The organism is Burkholderia paludis, assembly GCF_000732615.1.
Lineage (GTDB): Bacteria > Pseudomonadota > Gammaproteobacteria > Burkholderiales > Burkholderiaceae > Burkholderia > Burkholderia paludis.
In genome coordinates, this window is record NZ_JPGL01000043.1 from 13,315 (window position 1) to 25,779 (window position 12,465).

Annotated in this window: 11 protein-coding genes; 9 read left to right on the top strand and 2 right to left on the bottom strand. The window is 69.0% G+C overall.

What is annotated here, in order from left to right; translation table 11 throughout:
- The first annotated feature begins 24 nt into the window (after window positions 1-24).
- The 3 genes from GQ56_RS46080 (at window position 25) to lnt (ending at window position 3,075) form a co-directional block, all read left to right on the top strand.
- A complete protein-coding gene (locus GQ56_RS46080; RefSeq protein WP_162836107.1) occupies window positions 25-174 on the top strand; it encodes a hypothetical protein in 150 nt (49 codons plus the stop codon).
- 305 nt (window positions 175-479) lie between these two features.
- Complete coding sequence (locus GQ56_RS0124095) at window positions 480-1,367, top strand: HlyC/CorC family transporter (protein ID WP_031401076.1); 888 nt, start codon at window positions 480-482, stop codon at window positions 1,365-1,367.
- A gap of 52 nt (window positions 1,368-1,419) precedes the next feature.
- Entirely contained in the window at window positions 1,420-3,075 is a 1,656-nt protein-coding gene (gene lnt, locus GQ56_RS0124100; protein WP_031401077.1) for an apolipoprotein N-acyltransferase, read from the top strand.
- Window positions 3,076-3,278: 203 nt separating this feature from the next.
- On the opposite strand, the gene GQ56_RS0124105 is transcribed toward lnt, so the two are convergent.
- Window positions 3,279-4,919, bottom strand: coding sequence for a tetratricopeptide repeat protein (locus GQ56_RS0124105; RefSeq protein ID WP_031401078.1), 1,641 nt, complete (start codon window positions 4,917-4,919; stop codon window positions 3,279-3,281).
- Window positions 4,920-5,236: 317 nt separating this feature from the next.
- Between GQ56_RS0124105 and glyQ the strand changes: the two genes are divergently transcribed.
- The 5 genes from glyQ to GQ56_RS0124130 are packed head-to-tail and all read left to right on the top strand — an operon-like array spanning window position 5,237 to window position 10,679.
- Window positions 5,237-6,241: a glycine--tRNA ligase subunit alpha gene (gene glyQ, locus GQ56_RS0124110; RefSeq protein WP_075123003.1), complete on the top strand. Its 1,005-nt coding sequence runs from the start codon at window positions 5,237-5,239 to the stop codon at window positions 6,239-6,241.
- 22 nt (window positions 6,242-6,263) lie between these two features.
- Window positions 6,264-8,363: a glycine--tRNA ligase subunit beta gene (glyS, locus tag GQ56_RS0124115; RefSeq protein ID WP_031401080.1), complete on the top strand. Its 2,100-nt coding sequence runs from the start codon at window positions 6,264-6,266 to the stop codon at window positions 8,361-8,363.
- 10 nt (window positions 8,364-8,373) lie between these two features.
- Complete coding sequence (gmhB, locus tag GQ56_RS0124120) at window positions 8,374-8,937, top strand: D-glycero-beta-D-manno-heptose 1,7-bisphosphate 7-phosphatase (RefSeq protein ID WP_031401081.1); 564 nt, start codon at window positions 8,374-8,376, stop codon at window positions 8,935-8,937.
- A 43-nt stretch (window positions 8,938-8,980) separates the two neighbouring features.
- The gene (locus GQ56_RS0124125; protein WP_031401082.1) at window positions 8,981-9,745 is read left to right on the top strand and encodes a lysophospholipid acyltransferase family protein; all 765 of its coding nucleotides are present in this window, start codon (window positions 8,981-8,983) and stop codon (window positions 9,743-9,745) included.
- Between the two features lie 46 nt (window positions 9,746-9,791).
- Window positions 9,792-10,679: a M48 family metallopeptidase gene (locus GQ56_RS0124130; RefSeq protein WP_031401083.1), complete on the top strand. Its 888-nt coding sequence runs from the start codon at window positions 9,792-9,794 to the stop codon at window positions 10,677-10,679.
- Window positions 10,680-10,780: 101 nt separating this feature from the next.
- Here the strand turns inward: GQ56_RS0124130 and gloA are convergent, their stop codons facing one another.
- Window positions 10,781-11,170 carry a lactoylglutathione lyase gene (gene gloA / locus GQ56_RS0124135; protein ID WP_031401084.1) on the bottom strand — a complete coding sequence of 130 codons (390 nt, stop codon included), beginning with the start codon at window positions 11,168-11,170 and terminating at the stop codon, window positions 10,781-10,783.
- A gap of 326 nt (window positions 11,171-11,496) precedes the next feature.
- On the opposite strand from gloA, the gene GQ56_RS0124140 reads away from it, so the two are divergent.
- Complete coding sequence (locus GQ56_RS0124140) at window positions 11,497-12,432, top strand: DMT family transporter (protein ID WP_031401085.1); 936 nt, start codon at window positions 11,497-11,499, stop codon at window positions 12,430-12,432.
- Window positions 12,433-12,465 lie beyond the last annotated feature (33 nt).

The following is a 12,465-nucleotide window of genomic DNA, read 5'->3' on the forward strand; positions in this document are numbered from 1 at the left end:
CCTTTTCGAACGAGGACACTGTCGATGAAACCGTCACGCTGGTCGCGTTGCAAGGTCGCCGTACTGATCGTCGCCGCGAGCGTCGCGCTGTCCGGTTGCGGGATCTTCGGCTGCGGCGGCGGCGCGACCAACGGCGCGGCCGCCGGCGGCTGCTCGGCCGGCATGCGGTTCTGAGCCGCGGCCCGGCGGCGACGCCGGCTTCGGCATGCGGCAGATTGCCGCCGGCAGCGACCGCGCGATCCGCCCGCCCCACGCCGCACCGTGCCGCCGCCGCTTTTTGGCGCCGCTGCCCCGCCGGCCCTTTATGAGATAGGATGGATGCGAGGACGATGCCGCGCCAGGCGCGGCCGTCCGCGAGCGGGGCCCGCGCGAGCGCCCGTCCTGGCCGTGCGGCCGGGGCGACACGGTCGTGTCGTGCCCATGGTGTATCCTTGCCTACTCCGTGACAGCGCGCTCCGGCATGACCCGGGCGCACCACCATGAACGATTCGTATCCCAGTCGTAAGCCAACCGACAAACCGCAAGAAAAGCGCTCGCTGCTCGAGCGCCTGACCGACTTCATCTCGCCCGAACCCGAATCTCGGGCCGAGCTGCTGGAAATCCTCCAGGACGCCCACGAGCGCAACCTGATCGACGCCGATTCGCTGTCGATGATCGAAGGCGTGTTCCAGGTATCCGACCTGTGCGCACGCGACATCATGGTGCCGCGCGCACAGATGGACGCGATCAACATCGCCGACAAGCCCGAGGATTTCATTCCGTTCGTCCTGGAAAAAGCGCACTCGCGCTACCCGGTGTACGAGGACAACCGCGACAACGTGATCGGCGTGCTGCTCGCGAAGGATCTGCTGCGCTTCTATGCCGAAGAGGAATTCGACGTGCGCGGGATGCTGCGCCCGGCCGTGTTCATTCCGGAATCGAAGCGCCTGAACGTGCTGCTGCACGACTTCCGCGTGAACCGCAACCACCTTGCGATCGTCGTCGACGAATACGGCGGCGTCGCGGGCCTGATCACGATCGAGGACGTGCTCGAGCAGATCGTCGGCGACATCGAGGACGAATACGACTTCGACGAGGAAGCCGGCAACATCATCTCGGGGCCGGACGGCCGCTACCGCGTGCGCGCGCTCACCGAGATCGAACAGTTCAACGAGACGTTCGGCACCGATTTCCCCGACGACGAGGTCGACACGATCGGCGGGCTGATCACCCATCATTTCGGCCGCGTCCCGCATCGCGGCGAGAAGCTGCAGCTCGGCAACCTCGTGTTCGAGATCCAGCGCGGCGATGCACGCCAGGTCCACGTACTGCTGGTGCGCCGCAACCCGCTCACGAGCCGTCGCGCCGAAGCCTCGCACGAGGACTGACCGCCGCGCGCCAGCCGCGCCTCCTTCAACCGCTCGCCCACTTCCGCTTCACATGGACGATCCGATCCTGTCCCGCCCGGCTGGCGGCCTCCTCGCGCCGCCGCCCGGCCGCGCGCTGCCGCGCTGGCACTACCCGGCCGCGCTGCTCGCCGGCGCGGCCAATACGCTCAGCTTCGCACCGACCCCGCACGGCGGCTGGTTGCAGCTCGTCGTGTTCGTCTGGTTTTTCGCGCAGCTCACGCGCACCGCGAGCTGGCGCAGCGCCGCGCTCACCGGCGGCGCGTTCGGCTTCGGCAACTTCATCAGCGGCATCTGGTGGCTCTACATCAGCATGCACGTGTACGGCGAGATGGCCGCGCCGCTCGCGGGCGGCGCGCTCGTGCTGTTCTCGCTGTACCTGTCGCTGTATCCGGCGTTCTCCGCCGGGCTGTGGTCGTTCTGCGCGGGCCACGCGTGGCATCGCCGCACGCCCGACCCGCGGCCGTTCACGCCGACCTGGCACGGCGCATTCGCGTTCGCGAGCGCGTGGGCCCTCGGCGAATGGCTGCGTGGCACCGTGTTCACCGGCTTCCCGTGGCTCGCGAGCGGCTATCCGCAGGTCGACGGCCCGTTCGCGGGCTTCGCGCCGGTCGCCGGCGTATACGGCATTGCGTGGGTGCTCGCACTGTTCGCCGCGCTCGTCGTGCAGGCATTCGCCGCCGCCCGGCCGTCGCCGCTCGCCGAGCCGCGCGCCGGCAATGCGCGCGTGCGCATCGCCGCACCCGCCGCCATCGCGGTCGCGCTCGTCGCGGCCGGCCTCGGGCTGTCGCAGGTCGCGTGGACCGTGCCCGCGAACGCGCCGCTCACCGTGCGGCTGCTGCAGGGCAACGTGAAGCAGGACATCAAGTTCGAGGAAGCCGGCATCGACGCAGCGATCAAGATGTACACGCAGATGATCGTCGAGAAGCCGGCCGACCTGATCGTGACGCCCGAGACCGCGATCGCGGTGATGATCCAGGAACTGCCCGAACCGTTCGCCGTCGCGATCCGCAAGTTCAGCGACACGACCGGCTCGGCCGTGCTGTTCGGCGCGGTCGGCGCCTCAGTGACCGAGGACGGGCACTACGTCGACTATACGAACAGCCTGTACGGCGTGACGCCGAATTCGCGCGACATCTATCACTACGACAAGCACCACCTCGTGCCCTTCGGCGAATTCATCCCGTGGGGCTTCCGGTGGTTCGTCGACCTGATGAAGATGCCGCTCGGCGACTTCGCGCGCGGCGCGCCGGTGCAGAAGCCGTTCCTGGTACACAACCAGCCGGTGATGGCCGACATCTGCTACGAGGATCTGTTCGGCGAGGAAATCGCCGCAACGATCCGCGACAATCCGCAGCCGCCCGGCGTGCTCGTCAACGTGACGAACCTCGCGTGGTTCGGCGACACGATCGCGCTCGACCAGCACCTGCAGATCGCGCGGATGCGCTCGCTCGAAACGGGCCGGCCGATGCTGCGCTCGACCAACACCGGGATGACGGCCGCGATCGACGCGCACGGGCGCGTGCTCGGCCAGCTGAAGCCGTTCACGATCGGCTCGCTCGACGTGCGGATCGAAGGCACGAGCGGCTTCACGCCGTACGTGACGAGCGGCAACAACATCGTGCTCGCTGTGTCGTTGGTGCTGCTCGCGTTCGGGTTCGCGTTCGGGCCGAGGCTGCGCCGGCGGTGATGCCGGTTCGCGGACACGGGGCGTGCATGCCGGCATGCACGCCACCAGGTCGAACGCACCGCGAACGACAGGCATCCTTGCTACGAGACGAAGAACGGCCGACCGCCCTCGATTCGATCGGGTAAGGATCCGGCACTGCCATGCACCGCAGGCGCCCGGGGAAAGCAATCGCAGCGAGCCCGATCGACGCGACGGATGACCGCTCAGCCCCGCGGCTGCGCATGCCCGGCCAGCAGGCTCCGCAAATCGCGGCTCACGCCCGCCATCACCGGCTCCCATGCGCCGAACGTCGGCTGCCGGTACAGCGTCGCGGTCGGATACCACGGGCTGTCCTTGCGTTCGAGCAACCACGGCCAGTGCGGATTCACGTCGAGCAGCACCCACGTGCGCGCGCCGAGCGCGCCCGCCAGATGCGCGACCGACGTGCACACGGTGATCACGAGATCCAGTGCACCGATATACGCAGCCGTGTCGTCGAAGCTCGTCAATTCCGCGGTGAAATCCTCGATCGCGAAGCCGGCCGCGCGCGCCTCCGCGACATCCGCGTGCGCACCCGGCTGCAGCGAATGGAACGCGACGCCGTCGAGCCCGCGAAACGCGTCGGCGTAGCGCTCGAGCCCGACGCGCCGGAACGGGTTGCGCTGGTGCCCCACGCTGCCCGTCCACACGAGCCCGACCTTCAGACGCCTGTCGCCCGCGAGCCGCGCGCGCCACGCGTCGCGCGCCTCCGGATCGGCCCGCAGGTACGGCACCGACGACGCGAGCGTCGACATTTCCATGCCGAGCATCAGCGGCAGGCCGATCAGCGGCACCTCGTAATCGAACGCCGGCAGCACGTCGACGCCGCCGCCCGCGCCGAACACGTCCGCGTGCGCGCCGAGGCTGCGCTGCATCAGCGCGCCGACCGCCGGGAACGTATTCCACACCAGCCGGCCGCCCTCGCGATGTACGCGTTCGGCGAGCGGCTCGACGAACCGGCAGAACTGCAGCACGTCGCCGAGCCCCTGCTCGCCCCACACGAGCAGCGTCTTGCCGGCGAGCGGCTCGCCCTGCCAGCGCGGGCCCGGCAGCACCGGCCGGCGGCCGCGCAACTCGCCCGCGCCGTCCCAGCGCGCCTCGTGGCCGCGCCAGCCGGCCGCGTAGTTGCCGCGCACGAGCTGGATGATCGCCAGGTTGAAGCGGAACGACGCGTCGTCGGGCGCCAGTTCGCACGCGCGCGCCGCGTAGCGCTCGGCGTCGTCCCAGCGTTGTGCCTCCTTCATCGCCATCGCGGCGTTGTTCATCGCCAGCGCGTTGTCGGGTGCGAGCTCGACGAGCCGGGCGGCGCACGCGAGCGCGCCGTCCAGGTCCTGCGTCGCGATCCGCGCGACGACGAGGTTGGTCCATGCCTGCACGTCGCTCGGATCGGCGTCTACCGCCGCATCGAGCAGCGCGATCTCCTCCGCGCGAGGGCTGCCCGACAGCCGCAGCGCGATCGCGAGGTTGTTGCGCAGCGACGGCCGGTCGGCATCGAGCGCCAGCGCCGCGCGATACGGTGCGACGGCATCCGCGTGACGCCCGGCCATCTGCAGTGCGTAGCCGTGATTGAAGTACGCCGCGGCGCCCGGCTGCACGCGCACCGCGCATTCGGCGAGCGCGATCGCATCGGCCGTGCGCTGCCGCGCGACGAGCGCGCCGGTAAGCTGCGTGAGCGCGTCGGCGTCGGTCGCATGCAGATGCGCGGCGGCGGCAAGCCACAGATCGTGCGCGGCGTGCTCGCCGCGCGCCTGCGCGTCGGCCGCCTGCCCGAGCAGCGCGAGAAAGGGGGGCAGCAGCGGAATGAGGATGTCGTTCGGATCGTCCATGCGGTCGGCAGCGGCAAGCGTTGGCGCGGCACGCGTCGTGTGCCGCAATATGCGCATCTTAACGCCCGCGCGAAGCGGCGGGCACGCGTGCCGCGGCGCGCATCGCGCGGCCGTACGATATGCGCCGGCCGCCCCTGCGCGGGCCGCCGGAACGGTGCCGGCGGTGCACCCGCCCGCGTTCCGGCGCATCCGGTCGCCGATCCGGTAAAATTACGCGTTTCAGCACACTAACAAGCCGCGCCGCCGCGCGAGCCGACCCTCCGGGCCCCGCCCGGAGCGCCGCCCGCAACGGAGCGCCAGCGCCACGAAGGCTCTTCATGCTTACGTTTCAGCAAATCATCCTGACGCTGCAGTCCTACTGGGACAAGCAGGGTTGCGCTCTGCTCCAGCCCATCGACATGGAAGTCGGCGCGGGCACGTCGCACGTCCACACGTTCCTGCGCGCGGTCGGTCCCGAGCCGTGGCGCGCCGCGTACGTCCAGCCGTCGCGCCGCCCGAAGGACGGCCGCTACGGCGAGAACCCGAACCGCCTGCAGCACTACTACCAGTACCAGGTCGTGCTCAAGCCGGCGCCGGAAAACATCCTCGACCTGTACCTCGGCTCGCTCGAGGCGCTCGGCTTCGACCTGAAGCAGAACGACGTGCGCTTCGTCGAGGACGACTGGGAAAACCCGACGCTCGGCGCGTGGGGCCTTGGCTGGGAAGTGTGGCTGAACGGGATGGAAGTCACGCAGTTCACGTATTTCCAGGAAGTCGGCGGCCTCGAATGCAAGCCGGTGCTCGGCGAGATCACGTACGGCCTCGAGCGCCTGGCGATGTACCTGCAGAAGGTCGAGAACGTGTACGACCTCGTGTGGACCGAGTGGGAGGAACAGGGCCCGAACGGCCCCGAGCTGCGCCGCCTGTCGTACGGCGACGTATACCACCAGAACGAGGTCGAGCAGTCGACCTACAACTTCGAGCACGCGAACGTCGACCTGCTGTTCACGTTCTTCAACAGCTACGAAGCCGAAGCGAAGAAGATGATCGACGCAAAGCTCGCGCTGCCCGCGTACGAGCTCGTGCTGAAGGCCGGCCACACGTTCAACCTGCTCGACGCGCGCGGCGCGATCTCGGTGACCGAGCGGGCGGCGTACATCGGCCGCATCCGCGCACTGTCGCGCCTCGTCGCGCAGGCTTACTACGACTCGCGCGAGAAGCTCGGCTTCCCGATGCTCGGCAACCCGCCGGGCGTGCCGGGCCTCACCACCGACGCCCAGGACGCCGCGCAGCCGGCATGGGCGCCGCCGCTCAAGGTCGAACGCAAGATCGATCAGGACTGACGAGACGAGATTCATTCCAACCATGACGCACAATCATCCCGCCCCCCTGCTCGTCGAACTGCTGACCGAAGAGCTGCCGCCGAAGGCCCTCGCGCGCCTCGGCGACGCATTCGCCGAAGGTCTCGCGCAACGCCTCGCGGCGCGCGACCTCGTCGAAGGCGAACTCGTGTTCGAACGCTACGCCACGCCGCGCCGCCTCGCGGTCGTCGTGCAGAACGTCCGCGCCGTCGCACCCGACAGGCAGGTCCGAGAAAAAGTCCTGCCCGTGTCGGTCGCGCTCGACGCCGAAGGCAAGCCGACGGCCCCGCTCGCGAAGAAGCTCGCGGCGCTCGGCCACCCGAACCTGTCGATCGCCGATCTCGAGCGCGCGCAGGACGGCAAGGCCGAAGCGTTCTTCATCAACTATTCGGCGGCCGGCGCCACGCTCGCCGAAGGCCTGCAGGCGGCGCTCGACGAAGCGCTCGCGAAGCTGCCGATCCCGAAATTCATGACGTACCAGCGCCCGGACGGCTCCGACGTGAAGTTCGTGCGCCCGGTACACCGCCTGACGGTGCTGCACGACGATCGCGTCGTGCCGGTCACCGCGTTCGGCGTCGACGCCGGCGACACCACGCTCGGCCACCGCTTCCTGTCCGACGGCCTCGTCGCGATCCAGCATGCGCGCGCGTACGCCGACACGCTGCGCGACAAGGGCCGCGTGATCGCGCACTTCGCCGATCGCCGCGAAACGATCCGCACGCAGCTGAACGAGCACGCGAACGGCGACACCGTCGTGATGCCCGAAGCGCTGCTCGACGAAGTGACGTCGCTGGTCGAATGGCCGGTCGTCTATCCGTGCCGTTTCGAGGACGAATTCCTGCAGGTCCCGCAGGAATGCCTGATCCTCACGATGCAGACGAACCAGAAGTATTTCGCGCTGACCGACGTCGCCGGCAAGCTGCGCTCGCGCTTCCTGATCGTGTCGAACATCGAGACGAAGACGCCGGGCGAGATCATCGAAGGCAACGAGCGCGTCGTGCGCCCGCGCCTCGCCGACGCGAAGTTCTTCTTCGAGCAGGACAAGAAGAAGCCGCTCGCCGACCGCGTGCCGCAGCTCGCGAACGTCGTGTATCACAACAAGCTCGGTTCGGCGCTCGCACGCGTCGAGCGCCTCGAGGCGCTGGCCGGTGAAATCGCGCCCGCGATCGGCGCCGACGCCGTGCACGCGAAGCGCGCCGCGCGTCTCGCGAAGGCCGACCTGCTGACCGACATGGTCGGCGAGTTCCCCGAGCTGCAGGGCACGATGGGCACGTACTACGCGCGCCACGACGGCGAAGCCGACGACGTCGCGCTCGCCTGCGCCGAACACTACCAGCCGCGCTTCTCCGGCGACGCGCTGCCGACCACGCCCGTCTCGACCGCCGTCGCGCTCGCCGACAAGCTCGAGACGATCGTCGGCATCTGGGGCATCGGCCTCGCGCCGACCGGCGAGAAGGATCCGTTCGCGCTGCGCCGCCACGCGCTCGGCGTGCTGCGCCTGCTGCTCGAGAAGCAGTTGCCGCTCGATCTCGTGTCGCTGCTGCGCACGGCCCACGCCCGCTTCGAAGGCGTGCCGGGCGTGGCCGAGTCGACCGATGCGATCCTCGCGTTCTTCATGGATCGCCTGCGCGGCCTGCTGCGCGAGCGCGGCTACTCGGCCGGCGAAATCGACGCGGTGCTGAGCCTGAACCCGACGCGCGTCGACGATCTCGTCGCGCGTCTCGACGCGGTGCGCGAGTTCGCGCGCCTCGCGGAAGCCGAGGCGCTCGCGGCCGCGAACAAGCGGATATCGAACATCCTGAAGAAGTCGGAAGGCGGCGCGAACGGCACGGTGCAGCCGACGCTGCTCGTCGAGGCCGCCGAGAAGGCGCTGCACGAACAGCTCGAGGCCGTGACGCCGCACGTGCAGTCGCAGCTCGCGGCACGCGCCTACACGGGCGCGCTGTCGGCGCTCGCCGCGCTGCGCGCGCCGGTCGACACGTTCTTCAACGACGTGATGGTCAACGCGGAAGATCCTGCGCTGCGTGCGAACCGTCTCGCGTTGCTGTCCGCGCTTCATCAGCAGATGAACTGCGTCGCCGACATCTCGAAGCTCGCCGCATAAGGGCCGCACGATGCCGACCAGCCCCAACCGCAAGCTCGTCGTCCTCGACCGGGACGGCGTGATCAACGTCGATTCGGATGCGTTCGTCAAGACGCCCGACGAATGGATCGCGCTGCCCGGCGCCCTCGAGGCGATCGCCCGGCTCAATCACGCGGGCTACCGCGTGGTTGTCGCGACCAACCAGTCCGGCATCGGTCGCGGGCTGTTCGACATGGCCACGCTCAACGAGATGCATCTGAAGATGCATCGCGCGGCGGCCGCGGTCGGCGCGCGCATCGACGCCGTGTTCTTCTGCCCGCACACGGCCGAGGATCACTGCGACTGCCGCAAGCCGAAACCCGGCATGATGCAGATGATCGCGGAGCGCTTCGAACTCGATCCCGATCACACGCCGGTCGTCGGCGATTCGCTGCGCGACCTGCAGGCCGGCGTCGCGGTCGGCTTCCGGCCGCACCTCGTGCTGACCGGCAAGGGCAAGAAGACGCTCGCCGCCGGCAACCTGCCGCCCGGCACGAAGGTCCACGACGATCTGCGCGCCTTCGCGCTCGATTTCCTTTCACACGATTACGAGTGATGCAGCCGCCGCGCGCATCCTCCCTCACGCCAGACCCACGCCGATGCGCTTCGTTCGCTCCCTGCTGCTGCTGATCTACTTCATCGCGTACACGGTGCCGTACGCCACCGCGTGCTTCATCGCATTCCCGTTCATGCGCCCCGACGCCCGCTACTGGATGGCGGCCGGCTGGTGCAAGTCGACGCTGTGGGTCGTGCGCTGGCTGAACGGCATCCGTTACCGGATCGAAGGGTTCGAGAACCTGCCCGACGGTCCGGCCGTGCTGCTGTCGAAGCACCAGTCCGCGTGGGAGACGCTCGCGTTTCCGGCGCTGATGCCGAAGCCGCTCTGCTACGTGTTCAAGCGCGAGCTGCTGTACGTGCCGTTCTTCGGCTGGGCGCTCGGGCTGCTGCACATGGTCAACATCAACCGCAAGGAAGGCAAGAACGCGTTCAATTCGGTGATCCGCCAGGGCAAGAAGCGCCTGTCGGAAGGCGCATGGATGATCATGTTCCCGGAAGGCACGCGCACGCCGGTCGGCAAGCAGGGCAAGTACAAGACTGGCGGCGCGCGCTTCGCGATCGAAACCGGCGCGCCCGTCGTGCCGATCGCGCACAATGCGGGCAGGGTATGGCCGCGCAACTCGTTCACGAAATTCCCGGGCGTCGTCACCGTGTCGATCGGCAAGCCGATCCCCGTCGACGGCATGACGCCCGATGCATTGAACTCGCAGGTCGAAGCATGGATCGAAGCGGAAATGCGCCGGATCGATCCGGATTCGTATCGCCCGGCGGGCAATGCCGGCACGCGCGATGCCGCGCGTGTCTGAATCCCGCAGGTTGCCGCCGTTGCGTACGACAAAAAGAAGCGAACTGATGAAACAGCGTCCGCGGCCACGGCCAGCCGTCGTGGCCCTCGATCATCGCCAGATGGACCTGCCGCTCTTCGACGGGCCGGCCGCCGCGCCGTCGGCGCCCGCCACGCCGCCGGCGCCGCCCGACGCGTCGCCCGCCGCCCCCCTCGATCCCGGTCCGGCGCCCGACCGCTCCCGAGTGCGCACGTTCGCACTCGACAGCCGTGTGCTCGAATACCGCCTGAAGCGCTCGGCGCGCCGCACGATCGGCTTCACGATCGACGGCAGCGGGCTGTCGATCACCGCGCCGCGCTGGGTCACGCTCGCCGACATCGAAGCCGCGATCGCCGAGAAGCAGCGCTGGATCTTCGCGAAGCTCGCGGAATGGAAGACGCGCACTGAGCAGCGCGCGCTGCCGCAGATCGACTGGCGCGACGGCGCGCAGCTCCCGTATCTCGGCAAGACGGTGACGATCGCGCTCGGCGCGGGCGCCGTCGCGTTCGATGCCGACGCGCTGCGGCTGTCGCTGCCGCTGCCCGTGCAGGCCGACATGCAGCAGATCAAGGATCGCGTGCAGGGCTGGTTGCAGGGCGAGGCGAAACGCATCTTCGGCGAACGCCTTGCGGTCTATGCGGAAAAGCTCGGCGTCACGTATTCGATGTATGCGCTGTCGTCGGCCGCGACGCGCTGGGGCAGTTGCTCGAGCGACGGCAAGATCCGCCTGAACTGGCGGCTGATCCATTTCCCGATGTCGATCATCGACTACGTCGTCGCGCACGAACTGTCGCACCTGCGCGAGATGAACCACAGCCCGGCGTTCTGGCAGACCGTCGAATCGATCTTCCCCGAGTTTCGCGAGGCGCGGCACACGCTCAAGCATCACCCGCCCGAGCTGCTGCCGTCGTTGTGACGCGCGCGGCCGCACCGTAAACGCGGACGGGCGGTGCAGGTCGCCCCGCACCGCCCGTCCGTGCCGCCGCGGCACGCCGCCACGGCCCGTTCATCCCGCGCTCAGTGCGCCTTCTTCTGGATGAACTCGATCTTGTAGCCGTCAGGATCCTCGACGAACGCGATCACGGTCGTACCGTGCTTCATCGGGCCCGCTTCTCGCGTGACCTTGCCGCCCTGCGCCTTGATCTTCTCGCAGGCCGCGTAGGCATCCTCGACCGCCACTGCCAGATGGCCGAAACCGTTGCCGAGATCGTAGGACGGCGTATCCCAGTTATGGGTCAGCTCGATCACGGTGCCCGTGCTTTCGTCTTCGTAGCCGACGAATGCGAGCGTGAACTTGCCTTCCGGATAATCCTCGCGACGCAGCAGCTTCATGCCGAGCAATTCGGTGTAGAACTTGATCGAGCGGTCGAGATCGCCGACTCGCAGCATCGTATGCAGCAAACGCATGTGTTGTACTCCTGTGGGGACTTTCCAGAACCGGAAACTCTACCAGAGTCGGGGGAACTCCGCCGGAGGCGCCCGGCCGATGCGGCGGATCGGATCGAGCCGCACCGGCGCGAGCCCGGCGACCGGAAACAGCGCGATCCGGCTTGCCCGGCCGCCCCGCCGATCGGGTAACATCCTTCCACCTCGCACCAAAAGCGGGCATGTCATCCGCCCCGAACGCGACCCTCCACTCTCCGATACCGCCACCCTGCCGTGCGAAACCGTCGATTCGAGCGCGCCGTCCTTCCGGTCTCCCCGCCATCGTACCGAACCGGCGAGGCCCGCCGATGAGCACGCTCGCCGCCGCCCCCGCGCGCCGCGCGCCCGACATGCGCGCCGCCGGCCTGATGCTGCTGCTGTGCGCGATCTGGGGCTTCCAGCAAGTCGCCATCAAGAGCACGAACGCGGCGATCGCGCCGATGTTCCAGGCCGGGCTGCGTTCGGCGATCGCCGCGGTACTGCTGTGGGGCTGGGCCCGCACGCGCGGCACGCCGCTGTTCCAGGCGGACGGTACGTTCGGCGCGGGCCTCGCGGCCGGCGCGCTGTTCGCCGGCGAATTCATCTGCGTGTTTTTCGGGCTGACGCTGACGAGCGCGTCGCACATGGCGATCTTCCTGTACACCGCGCCGTGCTTCACCGCGCTCGGCCTGCACCTGTTCGCACCGGGCGAACGGCTGCAGCGCATGCAATGGGCCGGCATCGGCCTCGCGTTCGCCGGGATCGCGCTCGCGTTCGCGGACGGCTTCCTGAAGCCGCGCGCGCCGGGCGCGTCCGTGCTCGCGGGGCTGGCGGGCGACGCGCTCGGGATACTCGGCGGCGCGATGTGGGCCGCGACGACCGTCGTCGTGCGCTCGACGGCGCTCGCGCGGGCGAGCGCAAGCAAGACGCTGTTCTACCAGCTCGCGGTGTCGGCGGTCGTGCTGATCGCGCTCGCCGCGCTGTCCGGCCAGATGTCGTTCGCACGCGTCACGCCGCTCGCGCTGGCGAGCCTCGCATACCAGTCGGCGATCGTCGCGTTCGTGAGCTACCTGTCGTGGTTCTGGCTGCTGACGCGCTACAGCGCGTCGCGGCTGTCCGTCTTCACGTTCCTGTCGCCGCTGTTCGGCGTCGCATTCGGCGTGCTGCTCCTCGGCGAATCGGTCGGCTGGCGCTTCCTGTCGGCCGCCGCGCTCGTGCTAGCCGGCATCGCGCTCGTCAACGCACCGCCACGCAGGCGGGCGTGACGGCGCGCACGCAACAAAAAGGCTGCCTCGTCG